This window comes from Micropepsis pineolensis (assembly GCF_055392125.1).
On record NZ_AP042408.1, the window covers coordinates 800,442 to 820,899 of the forward strand.

At 59.1% G+C, this 20,458-nt stretch carries 15 protein-coding genes; 9 read left to right on the forward strand and 6 right to left on the reverse strand.

Annotated features, from left to right (window positions below):
• Positions 1-214: 214 nt before the first annotated feature.
• A complete protein-coding gene (locus tag ACZ5RI_RS03665; protein ID WP_464514753.1) occupies positions 215-1,537 on the forward strand; it encodes a gamma-glutamyltransferase in 1,323 nt (440 codons plus the stop codon).
• Between the two features lie 84 nt (positions 1,538-1,621).
• On the opposite strand, the gene ACZ5RI_RS03670 is transcribed toward ACZ5RI_RS03665, so the two are convergent.
• On the reverse strand, positions 1,622-4,465 hold the full coding sequence (locus ACZ5RI_RS03670; RefSeq protein ID WP_464514754.1) for an Rne/Rng family ribonuclease: 2,844 nt from the start codon (positions 4,463-4,465) through the stop codon (positions 1,622-1,624).
• Between the two features lie 504 nt (positions 4,466-4,969).
• Between ACZ5RI_RS03670 and ACZ5RI_RS03675 the strand changes: the two genes are divergently transcribed.
• On the forward strand, positions 4,970-6,520 hold the full coding sequence (locus ACZ5RI_RS03675) for an N-acetylmuramoyl-L-alanine amidase (protein WP_464514755.1): 1,551 nt from the start codon (positions 4,970-4,972) through the stop codon (positions 6,518-6,520).
• A gap of 33 nt (positions 6,521-6,553) precedes the next feature.
• A complete protein-coding gene (locus ACZ5RI_RS03680) occupies positions 6,554-9,205 on the forward strand; it encodes a penicillin-binding protein 1A (RefSeq protein WP_464514756.1) in 2,652 nt (883 codons plus the stop codon).
• Between the two features lie 9 nt (positions 9,206-9,214).
• On the opposite strand, the gene ACZ5RI_RS03685 is transcribed toward ACZ5RI_RS03680, so the two are convergent.
• The 3 genes from ACZ5RI_RS03685 to ACZ5RI_RS03695 form a co-directional block, all read right to left on the reverse strand.
• Complete coding sequence (locus tag ACZ5RI_RS03685; protein WP_464514757.1) at positions 9,215-10,117, reverse strand: hypothetical protein; 903 nt, start codon at positions 10,115-10,117, stop codon at positions 9,215-9,217.
• A 95-nt stretch (positions 10,118-10,212) separates the two neighbouring features.
• Positions 10,213-11,196, reverse strand: coding sequence for an NAD-dependent epimerase/dehydratase family protein (locus ACZ5RI_RS03690; protein WP_464514758.1), 984 nt, complete (start codon positions 11,194-11,196; stop codon positions 10,213-10,215).
• A gap of 2 nt (positions 11,197-11,198) precedes the next feature.
• Entirely contained in the window at positions 11,199-12,194 is a 996-nt protein-coding gene (locus ACZ5RI_RS03695; protein WP_464514759.1) for a hypothetical protein, read from the reverse strand.
• Positions 12,195-12,390: 196 nt separating this feature from the next.
• On the opposite strand from ACZ5RI_RS03695, the gene trmFO reads away from it, so the two are divergent.
• Entirely contained in the window at positions 12,391-13,734 is a 1,344-nt protein-coding gene (gene trmFO / locus ACZ5RI_RS03700; RefSeq protein ID WP_464514761.1) for a methylenetetrahydrofolate--tRNA-(uracil(54)-C(5))-methyltransferase (FADH(2)-oxidizing) TrmFO, read from the forward strand.
• 73 nt (positions 13,735-13,807) lie between these two features.
• On the opposite strand, the gene secD is transcribed toward trmFO, so the two are convergent.
• Entirely contained in the window at positions 13,808-15,424 is a 1,617-nt protein-coding gene (gene secD / locus ACZ5RI_RS03705) for a protein translocase subunit SecD (protein WP_464514762.1), read from the reverse strand.
• A gap of 24 nt (positions 15,425-15,448) precedes the next feature.
• Positions 15,449-15,793: a preprotein translocase subunit YajC gene (gene yajC / locus ACZ5RI_RS03710; protein WP_464514763.1), complete on the reverse strand. Its 345-nt coding sequence runs from the start codon at positions 15,791-15,793 to the stop codon at positions 15,449-15,451.
• A gap of 86 nt (positions 15,794-15,879) precedes the next feature.
• Between yajC and ACZ5RI_RS03715 the strand changes: the two genes are divergently transcribed.
• The 5 genes from ACZ5RI_RS03715 to ACZ5RI_RS03735 all read left to right on the forward strand — a co-directional run bounded on the left by ACZ5RI_RS03715 (position 15,880) and on the right by ACZ5RI_RS03735 (position 20,455).
• A complete protein-coding gene (locus ACZ5RI_RS03715) occupies positions 15,880-16,821 on the forward strand; it encodes an ATP-binding protein (protein ID WP_464514764.1) in 942 nt (313 codons plus the stop codon).
• A gap of 89 nt (positions 16,822-16,910) precedes the next feature.
• Positions 16,911-17,408: an A24 family peptidase gene (locus tag ACZ5RI_RS03720; RefSeq protein ID WP_464514765.1), complete on the forward strand. Its 498-nt coding sequence runs from the start codon at positions 16,911-16,913 to the stop codon at positions 17,406-17,408.
• Positions 17,409-17,519: 111 nt separating this feature from the next.
• Positions 17,520-18,284, forward strand: a complete 765-nt coding sequence (gene cpaB / locus ACZ5RI_RS03725; RefSeq protein WP_464514766.1) for a Flp pilus assembly protein CpaB — start codon at positions 17,520-17,522, stop codon at positions 18,282-18,284.
• Positions 18,285-19,775 carry a type II and III secretion system protein family protein gene (locus tag ACZ5RI_RS03730; protein ID WP_464514767.1) on the forward strand — a complete coding sequence of 497 codons (1,491 nt, stop codon included), beginning with the start codon at positions 18,285-18,287 and terminating at the stop codon, positions 19,773-19,775.
• 11 nt (positions 19,776-19,786) lie between these two features.
• Positions 19,787-20,455 (forward strand): CpaD family pilus assembly protein, encoded by a 669-nt coding sequence (locus tag ACZ5RI_RS03735; RefSeq protein ID WP_464514768.1) that lies wholly within the window; start codon positions 19,787-19,789, stop codon positions 20,453-20,455.
• Positions 20,456-20,458 lie beyond the last annotated feature (3 nt).

Here is a 20,458-nt window from a genome sequence, read left to right on the forward strand (position 1 = left end):
GCCGGGCGGGGGACGTTTCAGCGGATCGTTTTTGCCACTTCAACAGTCCAGCAAACGGCCAATAGAAAGGGTTGCATTTCGACAAGGCTTGAACTCTCCTCTCAGCCCCGATACCCCTTTGGGACGAGACGGACGGTAGGTGCGCGGCGCGTTCAAAGTCAATCTATGCTTTGCACCAGTATGTCGTTAACCAGCAAAGGATTACGCGCGGTTCATGTTACGCTCTTCGATTTTGGCCGGCTTGACCGGCATGCTGCTTCTCGGCGGTTGCAGTTTCAGTGTCGGCGGTTCGCTGCTTGGCTCAACCGACCGTCTGTCACAAGTGGTGGGTGACGAGCCCTATGCCGTAAAAACCGGGGCGGCGATCCTGGCGCAGGGCGGCAATGCCGTTGATGCGGCCACGGCAATGTATTTCACCCTGTCTGCGACCTATCCGGCAGCGGCAGGTCTGGGTGGTGGCGGGGTCTGCATTGTGCGCGATCCAACCAAGGATGCCAGCGAGGAATTCGTTTTCCTGCCCGCCAACATCGACGGCAGTGGCTATGCCTTGCCGGGCACGGTGGCGGCGATGGCCGCGATGCATACCGCGTATGGCACGTTGCCCTGGCAGAAGGTGGTTGCGCCGGGTGAAAGCTATGCCCGCACTGGCTTCCCAATGACCAAGGCCCTGGCCGCCCGTTTGGCGTCTGTGGGTAAAGCCAAGCTTGATCCGGCGGTTGCCGCAGAATTCTATGATGCGGCGGGCAATCTCAAGCCGGTTGGCGCCACGCTGACCAATCCGGAACTGGCTTCGACGCTGGCGGCCGTGCGGGTTGCAGGTCAGCAGGCTTTTTATCGTGGCCAGATTGCACAGGCGATCATTGCCGCGCTGAAGGCACAGGGTGTCAGCGTCACGCCGGAAGCCTTGGCTGAGTACAAGCTGACGCGGGGCACGCCGCGCGTGACCGAGGTCGGGGGCAATTATGTCTATCTGCCCGCCAGTAAAACGGCCAGCGGCTATGCCAATGCGCTGATCGACGCGGTAGCCCACCATCATAAACTTGACGTCAAAGGTCTGTCGGCAGCAGTGCAGCAGACCTTAAGCCAGTCCGGCCTGACCGCTTCGGGCGATGTCGGGGCGACCGGCTTTGCCGTCACAGATCTTAACGGGGTGGCGGTGTCCTGCGCCGTGACCTTGAATGCGCCCTTTGGCACCGGTCATGGCGTGCCGGGGACCGGTATCGTACTGGCGGCTGCCAGCGGGCCGAACAATGCCTATCTGGCACCGGTGATTGCCAGCGAAAGCTCGGATGGGCCAGCTGTGCTGGCTGGTGCCGGTGCGGGTGGCCCAAATGGCGCGGCGGTGCTGGCCGATGCCTTGGTGCGGCTTGGTCGTGACGAGCCCCCGGTCAAGCGCAGCGACTTGGCCGTTCTGCAGGATAGCCCCTATGACGCGGCCAATCTGATTGTGTGCAATTCCGATGTCTGTACCGCCATGCCCGATCCGGCTGGCTCTGGTATGGGCGTTTCGGTGCCATTGCCGGTGGTGAAAAAATAAGCCACCGCCACGCCTGCCATAAAAGATACTGACCATAAAAAAGGCGAGCCCGGGGCTCGCCTTTTTCGTTGTATTTGTAATGGCTTACTCTGTCCGGAAGGTCCGCTGCCACCAACCCTTGCGCGACGGGCCGGTATCTTCAGCGGGCTTTTCTTCTGCCGGCGCAACAGGTTCCTGCTGCGCAACCGGCTGTGTCACTTCCGGGGCCTGTGGCGCGGGCGCTTGAGCCACCACAATCGGGGCCGGCTCGGCAGGGGCCGGTTCACGTATTGGTTGGTTTGTCGTTTCTGGGCTCAGCGACCAGACCGGCTGTGACGCAATCGGAGCTTCCTGCACCGGCTCCATCAGGCTGACCGGCTGGGTGTAGGCGGTCTGGGCCGGAGCGGGGCGGTAATCCTGCGGCGTGGTGTCGATCTCGTCGATGCGGCCAAAGCGGTCCTCATAGACATCAATCGGTGCGACCACCGGGATGGCAACTGGTTCCACCACAACCGATTCGGCAACAAAGCTTTCGGTCTGTCGCGAGGCTTCTGCGGTACCATCGGGGGCCGCTTCGCCCACGATTTCACTGGTCGAGGCGTCAAGCGGCTGGGCATTACGGTCCCGGCCACCACGGCGACCACGGCGGCGGCGGCGGCGGCGGCGACGATTATCGCCTTCGGCACCCTCGGTGGTTACGACGCCGTCTGCACCGGTTTCGCCTGCATCGGAACCATTCTCGTCGGCTTCGTCCCCGGCGTCGCCCGCGTCATCGTCCGGCTCGAAACCGGCGTCTTCATGAACCGCAGTGGGGTCCGTGCTTTCGGTTGCTTCCGAGGCGGTGCTGTCAGGCAGGGCGCCACGGTCACGGCCGCGGCCACGGCGGCGGCGGCGGCGGCGGCGGCCACCTTCCGTATTGGCCTGCTCGGCCGATGGGGTGGCCTCAGCACTATCGTCGCCTTCGGCTTCGATCGCGGCTTCTTCTTCTACGGTAATTTCTTCCTCGATCTCCGGCTCATCTTCTTCCGGCGCGATGGCAATCATGTCGAGGGTGACAGCGGGGCGCGGACGGCTGTCTGGATCACGCTGGCCAATACGGTCAATGGTGAAATCGCCCGCTTTCAGCTCGTTGGTCGGCTCAAACGCGATGGTGATGTCATATTCCGCTTCAACCCGGGTGATTTCAGCCCGCTTCTGGTTGAGGGTGTAGATCGCCGCGTCGGTTGCAACATGGACCAGAAGGCTTTCGGCCCGCTGTTTTTGGGCCTCTTCCTCGATGCCACGCAACACACGCAGCGAGGTCGATTCGACCGAGCGGACCAACCCGCTGCCGCCGCAATGCGGACAGGGCAGGGTAGAGCCAGCCACCACACCGGCGCGCAGGCGCTGGCGGGACATTTCGAGCAGGCCGAACTGACTGATCTTGCCGACCTGGATGCGGGCGCGGTCGTTTTTCACCGCGTTCATCATCCGCTTTTCGACCAGCCGGTCGTTGCGGGAATCTTCCATGTCGATGAAGTCGACCACGATCAGACCGGCCAGATCACGCAGGCGCAGCTGACGGCCAACTTCGTCGGCGGCCTCCAGATTGGTCTTGGTGGCGGTATCTTCGATCGAATGTTCTTTGGTGGCGCGGCCCGAGTTGACGTCGATGGCGACCAGCGCTTCGGTCTGGTCGATGACGATGTAGCCACCCGACTTCAGCGTGACGATCGGCGAGAACATGGCATCCAGCTGGGCTTCGATGTGGAAGCGCTGGAACAGCGGCACGGTCTCTTTATAGGGCTTCACATTTTTGGCATGGCTGGGCATCAGCATGCGCATGAAGTCTTTGGCATTGCGGTAGCCCGCCTCACCCTCGACCAGCACTTCCTCGACATCCTTGTTATAGAGGTCGCGGATGGCGCGTTTGACCAGATCGCCTTCTTCATAGACGCAGGAAGGGGCAACCGATTGCAGGGTCTGCTCCCGGATCGTGTCCCACATGCGCAGCAGATATTCGTAGTCGCGCTTGATTTCGAGCTTGGTGCGGTTGCCGCCAGCGGTGCGGATAATCAGCCCCATACCCTCTGGCAGGTTGAGCGATTGCGCTGCCGATTTCAGGCGCTTGCGGTCGGCGGCGTTCGTGATCTTGCGCGAAATGCCGCCACCACGCGGGGTGTTGGGCATCAGCACGCAATAGCGACCCGCCAGCGACAGATAGGTGGTCAGCGCCGCGCCTTTGTTGCCGCGTTCTTCTTTGACCACCTGAACCAGAATGATCTGGCGGCGCTTGATAACTTCCTGAATCTTGTAATGACGCTTGCGCATCCAGCGTTGTGACGGCCGCTGGGCGGACAGGGCCGCGTCACCACCAGCCGCGTCGGCCGGTGCTGCATCTGCCGAACCGGTTTCGGCACTCTGGCTCTGTTCGGTGCCGTCTTCGGCCGCGGTATCAGGTTGGCTGCTGCTCGGGGCGGAAATGCCGAACTCTACGCCGCTTTCTGACGCATCGTCATGCAGGGCGACCGGGGCGTCGCTCTCATCATCGTGTCCGGTATCATCATTGTGATAGCTGTTTTCAGAGGCTTCTTCGCCGTCTTCTTCCTCGTCATCGCTGTCGGGCTTTTCGCCGGGCGCAATGTCAAAGGATTCAAAATCGTCTTCCTGACGACGACGGGCTTCGGCCTCGGCCTCGGCCAGCAAGGCTTCGCGGTCCGATACCGGTATCTGGTAATAGTCAGGATGGATTTCGGAAAAGGCAAGGAAACCCTGCCGGTTACCGCCATATTCGACAAAGGCTGCCTGCAGTGACGGCTCGACCCGGGTCACCTTGGCGAGATAGATATTGCCTTTCAGCGGCCGCTTGGAAGCGGATTCAAAATCAAATTCTTCGACTTTCTGGCCGTCGAGAACCACCACCCGGGTTTCTTCCGGGTGGTTTGCATCGATTAACATACGTTTGGGCATTGAGATCTCCAGGCGGCATGCTCTGACGGCGGGCGCAAGAAAAAGCGCGCACGCGGCCGGGCCGCCCTGTTGGGAACACGCGCCAAAGGGCCGCCGCCTGTGGCGGTGCCACGGGCTGGAGCTTCAGTTTTGGCGCAAAATCGTTCATCGGGCTCACACTAGCGGCCGGACAGGGTTCCATCCGGCGGGAATCAAGGCGCTGTCCTTGAGCGATAGGGGTTCCACCCGGATGTTCGCCCAACGCTCTGCCAGGTGTTAACCTTGGCAAGGAAATGGTGGGCAATTGACTACATCCGTCATCCGACCCCAGGGTATATGAGGCGGATTTACGCCGGCCTATCGCTGACACAGCGTTTATAGTTGTATGTGTCTGATGGCACCACGGCAAGGGGTATGCACCTCAAATTCATTTCACCTCGGCGCGCCAGTCAGCTAGGGTGGCAACAAATCACCCATAAATCATGGTGCTCGAACCGTTTTGCCGGGCGGGCCGTGCGAAAACGGATGCATAAATATTTATTTCTTGCCGCCGGATGCGCGGCTTTGGTGTTGGCGGTAACCGGTGGTGCTGCCGTGGCGCGGCCAGTTTCGGTTCCGGCAGACGATGTTTTGGCCCATGCCGAAACCTTTCCACTGGCCCGGCCGCGACCCAATCCGCCCGATGCGGCGCCCGCCGACCAAGGTGTTTCCACCGCCCGGTTGGAGGGGCTTCCGACACCTATCCCACGGCCACAATTAGAAGAATCAGCCGCGGGACACAATGTGCGGGCGACCTCTGCCGAGGAGCCTCTGCCACCGCCGCCGGTCATCGTGCCACAGCGCGGCATAGCCAAATCGATTGGTCCGCGTACCGGTAAATCCAAAGCCGTGTTGGCAATGGGCGTTTCGATTGACGAAAAATCGGCCGGTCGGGCGGGTAAAACCCGTTTCGTGCTGGAGTTGTCCGACCCGGTACCGGTGCGCGCTTTTACCTTAAAGGCCCCCAACCGCGTGGTGCTCGACATGCCGGCGGTGGAATGGCGGCTGGCCAACCCGCCGCGCCCATCGGCGGGCGGGGTGATTCGCGCCTATCGCTATGGCCTGTTCCGGCCGGGTAATTCGCGCTTTGTCATTGATTTGAATCGCCCGGTGGCGCTGGCCGAGGCGATGATCGTGCCGCCAAAGGATGGTTACGGCTATCGCGTGATCATCGACCTGACCGAGGCCGGACAGGCCCAGTTTGACAAGACTGCCGGTTGGCCCGCCGATCTGAAGGCGCGTGAGGAACGCGCCGAAAAGGTCGCCACTGCCGCCCCCCCCACGCCGCGCAAGAAGACCCGGCGGGTGATTATTCTCGATCCCGGCCATGGCGGGCTGGATTCGGGCACCATGGGGGCCGATTACACCATGGAAAAGGACATCGTGCTGTCTGAAGCGCTGATGCTGCAGCAGGCGCTGACCGCCCGGGGCTTTACGGTGCATATGACGCGCGAGATAGACACATTTATACCTTTGCCGCAGCGCGTGGCGATTGCGCGGGCCTGGCATGCCGATTTGTTCATTTCGATCCATGCGGATTCCAACCCTAATAATTCGGTTTCCGGTCTGTCGATCTACACGCTGTCGGAGAAGGGTTCCGATGAAGAGGCCGCCGCCCTGGCGCGCAAGGAAAACCAGTCTGACAGTCTGGTTGGTCTGGATCTGGCCGGAGATAACGCGGCCGTTGCCCCGATTCTGATCGATCTGGCCCAACGTGACACTATGAACAAATCTTCGCACTTTGCCGAAACCGCGCTCGGGTCGCTCGGCAAGGTGACGGATTTGTTACCGCGTGATCCACACCGTTCAGCTGGCTTCCGGGTGCTGAAAGCCCCGGACGTGCCCGCCGTGCTGATCGAGCTCGGCTATCTGTCTAACCCATTGGAAGCACAGCGTTTGAAGCGTTCGTCGTGGCGTAAGGCCGTGGCGGATGCTATTGCTGGTGCCGTGGCCGCGCATTTTTCCGACGGGGGCGAACCCAGCCGTAAAAGAACCCGGCTCAACCAAACCGACCGGACAGCACAAACCGATCCGTGACGAAACCCACAATCGAAGTCATAATCGCCCGCTATGAACGACACCCCTGATCCGTCCCGGTCGCACTTTCCTGAAAATGTCGATGCGCTGCTCAGGCGTATTCGGGCCACGCGTGGCGATACACCCACCAATGGTACGCCAGCCAACGGTGCGCCGGACAATCCGCCGCCGCGCCGCCGCCGTTCACGCATCTGGCTTTATCTGGGCCTGACCGGGGGCTGCCTTCTGGCGACCATAGCGCTGATTGTAGCGTTCTATGTCGCGTGGATTTCGCGCGGCCTGCCCAGCGTTGATGAATTGCGCACCTATACCCCGCCGATCACCACGCGTGTTTATGCCGGTGACGGTACGGTGCTGGGCGAATATGCCCGCGAGCGCCGGGTGTTCGTGCCGATTGATTTCGTGCCGCCACTGGTGGTGCAGGCTTTCATCTCGGCCGAGGATCGCAATTTCTTCAATCACCGTGGGCTTGATTTCTTCGGTATTGCACGCGCGGCGATCAAGGATGTCGGCAAAGTGGCGGCCGGGCGGCGCCCGGAAGGCGCCTCGACCATCACCCAGCAGGTGGCGCGAAACTTCTTGCTGAATTCCGATGTGAAGATGGCGCGCAAGGTGCGTGAAGCCATTTTAGCGGTGCATATCGATGCTACCTATTCCAAGGAAAAGATTCTTGAGCTTTATCTGAACGAGATCAATCTTGGTCAGAATTCGTATGGTGTGGCGGCGGCGGCGCTGAACTATTTCGGCAAATCGCTCGACGAGCTTGATATTGCCGAAGTGGCTTTTCTGGCAGCGCTGCCCAAGGCCCCCAGCCATTATGATCCGCGGTTTCACCATCAGGCCGCGCTGGACCGGCGCAACTGGGTCATCGGCCAGATGGAGGAGAACGGTTATATCTCGCATGATCAGGCGCTGACGGCTAAAGCCGAAGCCCTGAATACAGCGACCCGTCCCTTAGGCAGCCAGACCGAAGACGCGAACTATTTCGTCGAAGAAGTGCGCCGCCAGCTTTACAGCAAATATGGCGAGAAGGCGTTGTACGAAGGCGGTTTGCAAGTGCGTTCGTCGCTCGATACGCGGTTGCAGAATTTCGCCGTCAACGCGCTGCGCACCGGTCTGGTGCGTTATGACCGTCGCCATGGCTGGCGCGGGGCCAAGCAGCATATTGATACCAATGGCGACTGGAAGGCGACACTGGCGGCAATGGGCAACCGTTCCGGCATTGACACCTGGCAGGTTGCCGTGGTGCTGGGCTTTAACCCTGACAAGAGCACCGAAATTGGGCTTGCTAACGGCTTGCGAGCGACAATTCCGTTTACGGAGCTTGCCTGGGCGCGCCAGCCACAACCCGATGCGTCGGTTGGGCCGTCGCCCGACCGGCCGGACAAGGTGTTCAAGCCCGGCGATGTCGTCTATGTTGAAAATATTGGCGGCAATAGCTTTGGTTTGCGTCAGGTGCCACTGGTCAATGGTGCCATCGTGGCGCTGGATCCGCATACCGGGCGCGTGCTGGCGCTGTCGGGTGGCTTCTCCTATGCGTCGAGCCAGTTCGATCGTGCCATGCAGGCTGCGCGGCAGCCCGGTTCCTCGTTCAAGCCGTTTGTCTATGCGGCGGCGCTGGAGAATGGCTTTACGCCGGTCGATAAGGTGCTTGATGCCCCCTTCTGCATGCAGCAGGGGCCGGGGCTGCCGCTATGGTGCCCGGAGAATTTTGAAAAATCCTTCCTCGGTATTGCCACCTTGCGTCGTGGTATCGAGCTGTCGAAAAACCTGATGACCGTGCGGCTGGCTCAGGCGGTGGGCATGAACAAGATTGCCCCGCTGGCCGAACGTTTTGGGGTTTATGACCATCTTGATCCGCTGCTGGCCAATTCGCTGGGTTCTACGGGTGTGATCCTGCTGCGTGAGGCGGCGGGTTATGCCGAGTTTGTCAATGGCGGTAAAAAGATTACGCCCTCGCTGATTGACCGCATTCAGGACCGTAACGGCAAGACGATCTGGCGGCATGACGACCGCAATTGTCAGGGCTGCAATGGCGAATGGACCGGGGCGGGCGAGCCGTTGCTGGCCGATAACCGGGACCAACTGGTTGATCCGCGTACGGCCTATCAAGTTGTTTCCTTCCTGCAAGGGGTGGTGCTGCACGGCACCGGCGCTTCGGTTTCGGTGATCGGCAAACCACTCGGAGGCAAGACCGGCACCTCGAACGAGTCGCGCGATGCCTGGTTCGTCGGCTTCTCGCCGGACCTAGTATGCGGGGTTTATGTCGGCTTCGACGTGCCGCGGACACTGGGTGCCCGTGAACAGGGGGCCACGGTGGCCGCGCCGATCTTCCGCGATTTCATGAAGAACGCCCTTGATGGCGTGCCGGCAACGCCGTTCCGCGTGCCGCCGGGCATCGAATTCGTGCCAATTGATCGCAAGACCGGTGATGCTGTGTCGGAAGGCACGCCGGGCTCGATCGAGGAAGCCTTTAAATCCGGTACGGTGCCGGGCGAGGATGGGGCCAACCCGCGGCAGATCATCGGTGGAGACACCCCGACCGAAGTTGATGCGCCGGAAGCCGGCGCTACGGGCACGCCAGCTTCGGGGACCCTGCCGGGAACTCCGGCTAAGCCCGGTGCGCCCAAGGCCGCCACGCCGTCTAAAGGCAAGGTGGATGAGGGCACTGGCGGCCTGTATTAGGCGGTTGGTCTAAACGTGGGTTTCCTTGGGTGAGGCAAAGCGCAGGTCCTGCGCTTTTTGCTCCGCCGTATCTTTTTCTATCGCCTGATAAAACAGAACCTGTGCTTTGGTAAGCAGGCCGATCAGGAACAGTTTTTCCACAAAAAGGGCCGCGATCCACAGAACAAGCTGCAGGGCGATAACAATGTCGAGCGGGCGTGTGCCGGTCATGATTTGTCCGAGCATAAGCAAGAATGTATTGTGTGATAGCGTAAGGAAAATACCCCCGCGTACCAGATAAAACAGAAGCTCGGCAGGCACGGACATTGCCAGAATAAGGCCGAAACAACGCCAGAACTGCCCGGCGGTTAATTGCCAGCTGCGTTTCAGACCTAAATTTTCTTCCGCAATGCTGACCGGAACAATTTGCCAGCCTAGTCGGACACAGAGATAAAGCATGCAGGCGATAATGGGAAAAAACACAGCAAAGACAAATCCTGCCTTAGCTAATAGGTGTACGGCACCGGTGAGATATAAAACGAGTATCAACAGAAGCATTGCGGTGGCTGCGCCAAAACTAATCAGAAGTTGAGAGCCAAATATGCGCCAAACGGCCGGGTCATAAAAACGGCTATGGGGCACAGTATCCGTTTCAGGCTCTAGAAAATCTCTGCCTATAATCGCAATACATAACGTCCAGGGGATTGTCGCGAATACAGTCCATAGCAACGCCTTATTTCGGGTCGCATGTACGATGGACATGTCCGCTGTCTGGCTGAGAATTATGGTGGCGCCATGATCGCAGTCTGCGCCGACCTGCAGAAGCGTCATCACCAGTAGCGGCAGCCAGATCAGACGGAAAATCCGACCAAGTGTACCAATGACACCGTCATAGGTCGCCTCGATCATTGCCCCTACTGCAACTTTTTGCATCACTTCCCCCGGCTTCGTGCCTGCTCCGGGATTCTAAGTCTGCGTGTATATCCGTTCAAACAGTAAAGCGTTTCTGTGCTGCTCGGTCGCAGGGATTACATGTCGTAAAAGCTGCGGTACCACGCGGCGAATTTCGGTACGCCGACAGAAATCGGCGTGGTGGGCTGATAGCCAAAGTCCCGCGTCGTATCGGAAATGTCGGCATAGGTGCGCACGACATCGCCGGGCTGCATCGGCTCAAACGTCATTTCGGCTTTTCGACCTAGCGCGTCTTCCAGCGTTGCAATGAAGTCGGTGAGTTTTTCCGAGCGCGAATTGCCGATGTTATAGACCTTGTGCGGTGGCACATTCGATGCGGCCTGTTCGGGTGCTTTAGCCAGAATGGCCTGAATACCGGCGACAATATCGTCGATATAGGTAAAGTCGCGCCACATCTCGCCATTGTTAAAGACGCGGATCGGCTGGCCGGTCAGGATTGCCTTGGTGAACAGCATTGGCGCCATGTCGGGTCGGCCCCAGGGGCCATAAACGGTGAAGAAGCGTAAGCCTGTCAGTTTCAGACCATAAAGATGGGCATAGGTATAACTCATCAGCTCGTCAGCGCGCTTGGTGGCGGCATACAGCGATTGCGGTGTTTCCACTGCATCGGCGACCGAGAACGGCACCTTTTCATTGCCGCCATAGACCGATGACGAACTGGCATAGACCATATGCTCCAGATGTTTCAGATTCCGTGCCAGCTCCAGCACGGTGACATGGCCCATCAGGTTCGACGAAACATAGGCATAGGGATCAATCAGCGAAAACCGCACCCCGGCCTGTGCCCCCAGATGAACAATACGGGTGATATCCGGGTGCGCCTCGCGCAGGCGGACCATTGCGGCGCGGTCGGCAAGATCAATGTCGTGAAACTGAAAGGCTGGGTTGTCTTTCAGCGGCTTTAAGCGGGCGAGCTTAAGATTGACGTCATAATAATCGTTGAGATTATCGATGCCGATAACGTTTTCGCCACGGGCCAGCAGAGCGTCGCTGACATGATAGCCGATAAACCCGGCGGCGCCGGTAACAAGAACAGCCATGACTACTCCTTATGATCCGTGTCCGGATGGCTGGCGCTATCCGGTGCCGTGGGGGCCTTATCATCCGTTTGTGGGACTTCCAGCGCCGGGGGGGCTTGCGCCGCTTCATCGCTGGCGATGGTGTCGGCGGGGGCCGCTTCGTCCTGCTTGGCCGTCAATGCCTGATAGATCAGTGTCATCGGCACCACGGTCAGGCCATAGACAAACGGGGTCAGAAAGAAGGTTGCGCCGCTGATCAGCACGAAGCGATCAGCCATCATGTGCATCTGCTGGCTTTGATGCTGCTGCAGGGCCGTGATGTCGCCATACAATTCGATGTGCGGGTTAAGGATTTCGGGGCCCATGACCACAATCTGTATGATGATCTGGACTGCAAATACTGGCACTGCGGTGGCCAGCCCGACCAGCAGAATGCGCCAGAAGTGGCGTTTGCTGAGTTGCCAGCTTTGCGCCATGCCATAGCCGATGCCATCATTGGCGCCGGGCACCATCAGATAGCCCAAGCGCAGCAAGGGATAGATCAACAGCAGGGCGAAACCTCCGACAATGGCGACAACCGCCTCGTCATTCAGGTGCAGACTGCCCTTCAACAGGCCGGCGGCCAGCATCACCAAGGTCAGCGCACAGGTGGCCAGTAGCAAAAGGCCGATCATACCACCCGCTGCCCGCGCCCCAACACTGGCCGGGGCAAAGCGCCACAAGTTGCCGTCTTTTTGCGGATCTCGCACTTCGCGTACGATGGCGGCAGCCATCATCGCTGACAGGAACACGGCAATCAGGTTAAAGGCATAAAGGCCGAGAATCGTCTTGCCGTGCTGCATCAGATCATCACTATCCGGCGATGTGGCCATCAGATAGAGATAAGGGCGCACGAACAAAATGCTGCCGATAAAAATCAGCGTGGCGGGTAACCAGATTCGTTCGATGATGCGCCCGAAATGGCCGAAGACATAACGGTAGCTGTCGGCGATGGTGCGGCGGGCAAGAAAGGTATTCATCGGCTCTCCTTATAACTTGGCTCTTGTCTACACCGGCTTGACGGTGCCGACAAATCCCCATGGCGGCTTTGTGGCTGCCAGGCGTCAGGCGGGGGCGTTCCAGATAGCTTTTCTGGCGCATAAATTAGAATTATGACAGCGTGATGCCGCCTCAGGGCGGTTTTAAGGTGTTAACTGTATCAAGGAGAGGATTATCGTGGCACCGGTACTTCATATTGTCGGAGCAGGACTTGCCGGCGCCGAAGCGGCTTTTGCCGCCGCGTCTCGCGGTATAGATGTCGTATTGCACGAGATGCGCCCTACGGTTGCGACCGAGGCTCATCGAACGGCTGATTTTGCCGAATTGGTTTGCTCCAATTCTCTGCGCTCGGATGATGCCGAAAATAATGCCGTTGGGCTACTGCATGAAGAAATGCGTCGGGCGGGATCGCTCATTCTGACGTTGGCCGATACGCACCGCCTGCCGGCAGGTGGGGCTTTGGCGGTGGACCGCGACGGATTTTCTGCCGCCGTCACCGGCGTGCTGGAAACCCACCCCAATATCGAGATTCGTCGCGAGCTGGTCGAGGGACTGCCGCCGCAAGAGTGGGGTGCCACCATTCTGGCCACCGGGCCGCTGACCCACAGCTCAACAGCCGAGGCCATCCGTAGCCTGACTGGCGAGGATTCATTGCATTTCTTTGATGCGATCGCACCGGTTGTGCTGAAGGATTCCATCAATATGGACGTTGCCTTCTTCCAGTCGCGTTATGACAAGGGGGATGGTGCCGATTACATCAACTGCCCGATGGATGAAGCCCAATATACGACCTTTATCGAAGCACTGATCGCCGGGGAAAAAACGGAATTTCACGAGTGGGAAAAGAATACGCCCTATTTCGAGGGCTGCCTGCCGATTGAGATCATGGCGGGCCGTGGTCGCGATACCTTGCGGTTTGGCCCGATGAAGCCGGTGGGGTTGATGGATGCCCGCACCGGCATGCGGCCCCATGCCGTGGTGCAACTGCGCCAGGATAATGCGCTGGGGTCCTTGTGGAATATGGTCGGCTTTCAGACCAAGCTCAAACATGGCGAGCAGACGCGGATTTTCCGCCTGATTCCGGGGCTGGAGCAGGCCGAGTTCGCCCGCCTGGGCGGTATGCACCGCAACACCTTTATCAATTCGCCCCGGTTGATCGATGAAGGTCTGCGGCTGAAAGCCCGGCCCGATATCCGCTTCGCCGGGCAGGTTGCCGGGGTTGAAGGCTATGTCGAAAGCGCGGCTATTGGCTTGCTGGCCGGTCTGTTTGCCGTGGCGGATCTGACCGGGTGTGATCTGCCCACCCCGCCCGAGACCACGGCGCTGGGGGCGCTCTTGCGCCATATCACCGTCGGGGCCGATGCTGCGACCTTCCAGCCGATGAATGTCACTTTCGGTCTGTTGCCCGATCCCGAATTGCTGCCGGGAGAAAAGAAAGTCCGTGGCCGTGACCGCAAGCGCCGTCAGTCTGCACGGGCGTTGGCCGATCTGGACGGTTGGCTCGCCACCATCGAGCCGTAACGGTTGCCGTAACCGGCAATAAAAAAGGCGGTGGAATTTCCACCGCCTTTTGTTTTGGGAGCCGTCGTACAAACTAGATGATCAGCTTTTTCGGCTTGGTCTTGTTAACCCAGGCGATGATGATCAGGCGGGCCACCATGACGGCGGTGAAGAAGGACGACAGAATACCGATACCCAGCGTGACGGCAAAGCCACGCACCGGGCCCGACCCCAGTTCGAACAGGATCAGTGCGGCGATCAAGTGGGTGGCGTTGGCGTCGATAATCGTTGCCATCGCGCGGCGCTCGCCGGTGTCGATTGACGCCAGAATACCGCGACCGTTTCGATGCTCCTCCCGCATGCGTTCATAGATCAGCACGTTGGAGTCGACCGCCATACCCATGGTCAGCACGATACCGGCAATACCCGGTAAGGTTAGGGTGGCGCCGAACAGGGTCAGCACCGCCAGCAACAGCACGACGTTGAACACCAGAGCGATGTCGGCGAACAGGCCGAACAGGCCATAGCGCAGCACCATGAAGATGGCCACGCACAACAGGCCGGCAATGGCGGCGTTACGGCCAGCGATGATTTGGTCAGCGCCCAGTTCGGCACCAACGGTACGCATCTGGATCGGTTTCAGCGGGGCTGGTAGTGCACCGGCTTTCAGCATGGCCGACAGGTCCTGGGCGCTTTTAGCCGTGAAGTGACCATCGATCTGGCCAGAACCACCCAGAATGGGTTCGCGAATGGACGGCGCGGTAATCACCTTTTTGTCGAGCACCACGGCAAAGCGGCGGCCGACATTTTCCTTGGTGATGTCGCCAAACTGGCGGGCACCAACGGTATCAAAGGAGAAGGTCACCACCACCTGGCCGGTGCGCTGATCGGTGCTCCAGCCCGCGGTTTTCAAACGGTCACCAGCGACCAGAACACGTTTCTGCACCACCAGCGGCGCTTCCTTGACCTTGCTGTCGCCGGAATCCTGTTCCAGCAGTTCGTCACCAATCGGAATATCGCCGCGCATCGCTGCCGCCACATCGGCGTTTCCATCGACGAGCTGGAAGGTCATCTTGGCGGTGGTCTTCAGGATGTTGATCAGCTGTGTGGGGTCTTGCAGGCCCGGCACCTGAACCACAATGCGGTCGTCACCCTGCTGCTCGATCGTGGGCTCTTTGGTGCCCATTTCGTCGATGCGCTTGCGCACCGTTTCAATCGACAGATTGAGGATATCGCGCTTGGTTTGCTTCTTATAGACCTCGGTCATGGCGAGCTTGATGCGCCCGTCACCCAGTTCGGTCATATCGTACTGGCGCGCGCCAACCCCAAGCATCGCCCCGCTCATTGACGGGTTGATGTCCTTGATGATGTCGCGGGCCTGATTGTACTGCGCCTGATCGATAATGCGCAGTGACATGCCATCGCCGCCCGATGCCAGGTCGGTATAGGCAATGTGGGCTTTGCGTAAGCCGCGGCGGATTTCACCCACCGTCATATCAGCACGGTCTTTTAAGACCGGGTCGAGCTGCACCTCCAAGAGGATGTAGGACCCGCCCTGCAGATCGAGGCCGAGGCTAACCGTATCGTGCGGGAACCAGCCCGGCAGTTTGCCACGGACATTTTCCGGCAAGGCGTTAGGCAGTGCAATCAGGATCCCTGCGAGCAGAACGAGGGCAACGAGGATCTTGGTCCACTTGGAGACTTGCAGCATGACGTATTGGCTCTTTTTACAGGCTTATTTCGCGTCGTTGGCGGGTTGGTCCTTGGTGCGCACTTCGACAACGGCGCTCTTGACCATTTTAACCTGAACGTTTTCGGCGATCTCAACCGTAATTTCGGGTTCGTTCTCGGCAGGGGCCTTGGCCACCTTGCCGACAATGCCCGACGAGGTCACCACGGTGTCGCCACGGCGTAAGGCGGCAACGGCATTGCGTAAACGCTTGGCCTGCTGCTGCTGCGGGCGAATGATCAGGAAATAAAAGATCGCCACCATAACGACGATCATCAGAATCGGGGATTCGAGGTATTGTTGCATCGCGGTGGTCCGTTCGCGCTTTCCATATAATGCGGCACGTTTCATGCTGGCGCCGCTTAAGCTGGCGGACTATAGCCGGGCGAAGCGCCATTGCAACCCGCTATGGGCGTCCCCGATGTAAGGATTTCGTCATGACGACCCTTGAAAAATCACCGCGCCGGGCCAAACCGGCGAATAGGTCCTTGGCGGGGGGCGCTGTCCGTCGTCCGCAAAAGCCTGCTGCCAAGGTAAAGACCAAGCCCGCAGCTAAGGTTGAAAAGCGGGTTCAGAGTAAGGCTGTGGCAAAACCGGTGACGAAGCTGACCGCCGAGGCCTATGTTTGGGATGCCGCCGCCGACCGTCTGGTGATGGTGCCTAAAGTTTCGCGCCTGCCTTTGGTGCTTTTGCTAGGGATCGAGGCCGCGCGCGATACGCTTTTCGAGAATACCCGGCGGTTTGCCGACGGATTGCCAGCCAATAATGCGCTTCTGTGGGGGGCGCGTGGCATGGGCAAAAGTTCGCTGGTGAAGGCGATACATGGTGCGGTTAACGAGGGGCGCAAAGGCTCCAAACTGATCCTGATCGAGATCCACCGCGAGGAAATCGCTACCCTGCCGGCTCTGCTCCGTCGGTTGAAGATGGTCCGGCGGCAATTCCTGCTTTATTGTGACGACCTGTCCTTCGACAAGGATGATACCAGCTACAAATCGCTCAAAGGCGCGCTGGAAGGTGGCATCGAAGGCCGCCCCGAAAATGTGCTGTTTTATGCCACTTCGAACCGGCGTCATCTGATGCCGCGCGAAATGATGGAAAACGAAAGCGCCACCGCGATTAATCAAGGCGAGGCGATGGAAGAACGCATCTCGCTGTCCGACCGGTTCGGGCTATGGCTCGGCTTTCACCACTGTGGTCAGGAAGAGTTTGTCGCCATGATTCAGAATTATGTGCGCTATTTCGGGCTTGATGTTCCGGCCGAGACGCTCAGGCCCAAGGCCATCGCCTGGGCGGCGGCACGTGGCTCGCGCTCAGGGCGAGTTGCCTGGCAATTCATTCAGGATCTGGCTGGAGAATTGGGCAAACCAATTAAAATATAATGTATATGGCTGACTTGGTTGTTGGCTAGGCATTGACAATAACCTCTTGGTTCTTACACCAGTAGTAGGGTTTTCGAAAAGGGGGCATCATGGTGGCAGAAATACTGTTGATTGGTGTGCTGCCACTTTTGCTGATCCTGGCCGGGGGGTGGGATCTTGTTACCTACACAATCCCCAATGTGCTGTCGCTGGCCCTGGTGCTGGCTTTCGCCGGTTTTGCTCTGGTGACCGCTTTGCCACTGCCGCTGATTGGCAGCCATCTCATCGCCGGTCTGGTTGGTTTGGTTCTTGGTATGGTGTTTTTCGCCTGCCGCTTTATCGGCGGGGGTGATGCCAAATTGTTTGCTGCAGCAGCACTGTGGTTCGGGCTGCAGGATTTACTGCTTTATGCCCTGACGGCGTCGATTGTCGGCGGGGGATTTACTTTGTTGCTGCTTTTTTGGCGTAAGTTTTCTTTACCGGCTTGGCTGTATCGCTATGGCTGGGTTTGTCGGCTGCATGATTCTCAGGCTGGAATTCCCTATGGCGTGGCCTTGGCCGCAGGGGGGATCCTGATCCTGCCCAGCGCGAGGGTTTTTCTTGGCTGAGTGTGTTTAATTTGTGTTAACTTGTAACAATTATAAAGTGTTACGGCCTAACGTTAAAGTTTTCTCAAGGGGACCGTGTTGCGCGTAAGAGCAGTTCAGGAGCCGCGGTAAATGAATGCACGGCAAGTCGTTTTTCTGCTGATCGCCGCGATTGTCGCCATCGCCATCGCGCTCTTGGTGCGTGTGGCTCTGGTCGGCTCGGCGCCGAAAAACATCCCCACCGTGGCGGCCCACGCTGCCGCACAGGCTGTGTTGGTGGCCGCGCGCGATATTGCCCCTGGTGAGCCGATTGGCCCCGACATGGTGACGTGGCAGGTTTGGCCGCATGACAGTATCGATAGCAGCTTTATCACGGGCGATGCCTCATCTCCTGCGCAGGCTGCGGTGGCTGGAGCTGTCGCGCGTGCGCCACTTACCCGGGGGGAACCCTTAACCTTGACGAAAGTGGTTAAGAGTGACGCCGCGGGGTTTATGGCGGCGACCTTGCAGCCTGGAATGCGGGCGGTGGCAATTTCGGTATCAGTGACTACGCTGGCGGGTGGCTTCGTGCAGCCCAACGACCGGGTCGACGTTATGTTGACCCAAAATGGCAACGGTCAAAATGGTAATACTAAACCTCGGGCCGATATGCTGCTGGCCGATATCCGGGTGATGGCGGTCGATCAGGCGACCGCGGGGAGCGGGCTGGGGGTGAAACCGGTGCCTGATGCCCGCACCGTGACGCTGGAGCTGACACCGGAGCAGGTCAAAATTATCGCTCAGGCACAGGTTATGGGTGGCTTGTCGCTGGCTTTACGGCCTTTGGTCAATTCGCAGGGCGGCACCATTACCATTGTCCGGGGCAATCTTGGGCCAGCCATGGCTGGGGGAAATTAAATGCGTAATGGGTTCTTTTCGCTTCTGGTCCTGAGTTTGCTGCTGGTGGCACCAGTGGCGGCAGTGGCTGGCAGCCCGGCGCATATGTCTACCCCCGCACTGCTGAAAATCACCCCTACAGGCGATAATGTGCATAAGCGGGTGGTTATTCCGCTCAATAAAGCCCTGATCATTGAGTTGGATACCAGTGCGCGTGAGGTTCTGGTCTCTAAGCCCGAAATCGTCGATGCGGTGATCCGTGGCCCACGGCGCATCTATCTGATGGCGCAGCAGGCCGGGCAGACCAACGCGTTCTTCTTTGATGCGGCCGGTCGCCAGCTGCTGATGCTCGATATCCGCGTGGATAAGGATGCTGACGATCTGGCCGATACGCTGCAGCGTGAATTGCCCGGCGCTCACATCACTGTTGGGGTTAATAACGGTAGCGTGCTTTTGTCGGGCGACGTGGTTGACGCGCAGCAGGCATTGCGCGCCCAGACCCTTGCCAGCCAGGCTGCGGGCGAAGGTAAGGTGCTCAATCAGCTTAAAATCGGTGGTGTCGATCAGGTCATGCTGCAGGTGCGCATTGCCGAGGTTTCCCGTTCGGTCACCAAGCAGCTTGGCATTGATTTGTCGAAGGCATCGGCTTCGATGGCGGTCCCCGGCGGCAGTGGTAATATCGCCACCACCATTGCCAGTGCGGTCAGTCCAACGACAGGGTTGGCCATTTCCGCCACAACCAGCAATTTCGGCGCGACTTTTCAGGCGCTGGAAAGCCTTGGGCTGATTCATTCGCTGGCCGAACCAAATCTGGTCGCCATATCGGGCGAAACCGCCAACTTTTTGGCCGGTGGTGAATTCCCGGTGGCGTCGGGGCGCGATACCTCGGGCAATGTTTCGGTCACTTTCAAACAGTATGGCGTTGGGCTGTCCTTTACCCCGGTGGTGCTTGGGCCGGGGCGGATTTCGCTGAAACTCTCGACGGAGGTCAGCCAACTCAGTGATACCGGTTCGCTCACCACGACGACCTCGTCAACGGCCAGCTGCACCAGCACATCGAGTTCAAGCTGCACCACATCGGCCAGTACGACGATTCCAGCGCTGACGGTGCGTCGGGCCGAGACCACAATTGAACTGCCTTCGGGTGGCAGCTTTGCCATTGCCGGGCTGATGCAACATTCCACCACGCAAAATATCAATGGCGTGCCGGGCCTGAAAGACTTGCCGGTACTTGGGGCGTTGTTCCGCAGTCGCGATTTCGAGAATGACGAGACCGAACTGGTGGTGATGGTCACAGCTTATCTGGTCAACCCGGTGCAGCAGGCCCGCCTTGCCGCGCCGACCGACGGCTTGGTCACCCCGTCCGATGCCGAGACTTTGCTGCTGGAGCGGCTCAATCACACCTATCCGCTAAAAAAGCCTCAGGATGATTCCGATCCGAAGGCTTCGCCATCCAAAGCCGATGATCCGCCCGCCAAGCCCAAGGGCGATGTCGGCTATATTGTACCATGAGGGAGCATCGCATGACTGCCTCCGATATTCTGCGCTGTGTCTCGATTGCCGCCATCTTTCTGGCCGGTAGCTGCGCCGCACCGGAACCCGGTTACTTCGCCGATCCCATGGCCAATCATCCTTTGTCGGTTCAGCCGCATTATGTCGAGGCAGGCTTTACCGCGCCAGCCCCGCAAGGTGGTCTGAATCCGGCAGATTCAAAGCGTTTTGGCCATTTCGTTGCGGATTATCTAGACCATGGTCATGGCACCATCTCGGTTTCGGTGCCGGATGGTCCGGCGGCGGCGAGTCTGATCGCCTATTTCGGGGAAAAGCTCGCCTCGCTTGGGGTGCCGCGCGAGCGCATTCTGGTCGGCTCCTATGCCGCCGAGGAGGATGCGCCGGTCAAGCTGGGCTACCTCGATTATGCGATCAAAAGTGATCCGTGTGGCGATTGGTCCGATAACAATGCGTTCACCCTAACCAATCGACCTATGACCAATTTCGGTTGTGCGACCCAGCATAATATCGCTGTGCAACTGGCCAACCCCAAAGATCTGGTTAGCCCGCAGACCGGCACATCGCCGGATGCTGCGCGGCGAACGGCGGTATTGGACAAGTATGAAAAAGGCACTTCGACCGGTACGGAAAAACCCTCTGGTCAGTCGGCCAAAATTGCCGATGTCGGCAGCGGCAACTGATAG

Excerpts from the sequence above, each read along its gene's own strand:
- ACZ5RI_RS03730 (WP_464514767.1), top strand. The coding sequence starts at position 18,285 with ATGCGTAATGGGTTCTTTTCGCTTCTGGTCCTGAGTTTGCTGCTGGTG.
- ACZ5RI_RS03690 (WP_464514758.1), bottom strand. The coding sequence starts at position 11,196 with ATGGCTGTTCTTGTTACCGGCGCCGCCGGGTTTATCGGCTATCATGTC.
- cpaB (WP_464514766.1), top strand. The coding sequence starts at position 17,520 with ATGAATGCACGGCAAGTCGTTTTTCTGCTGATCGCCGCGATTGTCGCC.
- yajC (WP_464514763.1), bottom strand. The coding sequence starts at position 15,793 with ATGAAACGTGCCGCATTATATGGAAAGCGCGAACGGACCACCGCGATG.
- ACZ5RI_RS03675 (WP_464514755.1), top strand. The coding sequence starts at position 4,970 with ATGCATAAATATTTATTTCTTGCCGCCGGATGCGCGGCTTTGGTGTTG.
- ACZ5RI_RS03670 (WP_464514754.1), bottom strand. The coding sequence starts at position 4,465 with ATGCCCAAACGTATGTTAATCGATGCAAACCACCCGGAAGAAACCCGG.
- ACZ5RI_RS03715 (WP_464514764.1), top strand. The coding sequence starts at position 15,880 with ATGACGACCCTTGAAAAATCACCGCGCCGGGCCAAACCGGCGAATAGG.
- ACZ5RI_RS03680 (WP_464514756.1), top strand. The coding sequence starts at position 6,554 with ATGAACGACACCCCTGATCCGTCCCGGTCGCACTTTCCTGAAAATGTC.
- ACZ5RI_RS03695 (WP_464514759.1), bottom strand. The coding sequence starts at position 12,194 with ATGAATACCTTTCTTGCCCGCCGCACCATCGCCGACAGCTACCGTTAT.
- ACZ5RI_RS03720 (WP_464514765.1), top strand. The coding sequence starts at position 16,911 with ATGGTGGCAGAAATACTGTTGATTGGTGTGCTGCCACTTTTGCTGATC.
- ACZ5RI_RS03735 (WP_464514768.1), top strand. The coding sequence starts at position 19,787 with ATGACTGCCTCCGATATTCTGCGCTGTGTCTCGATTGCCGCCATCTTT.
- secD (WP_464514762.1), bottom strand. The coding sequence starts at position 15,424 with ATGCTGCAAGTCTCCAAGTGGACCAAGATCCTCGTTGCCCTCGTTCTG.
- ACZ5RI_RS03685 (WP_464514757.1), bottom strand. The coding sequence starts at position 10,117 with ATGCAAAAAGTTGCAGTAGGGGCAATGATCGAGGCGACCTATGACGGT.
- ACZ5RI_RS03665 (WP_464514753.1), top strand. The coding sequence starts at position 215 with ATGTTACGCTCTTCGATTTTGGCCGGCTTGACCGGCATGCTGCTTCTC.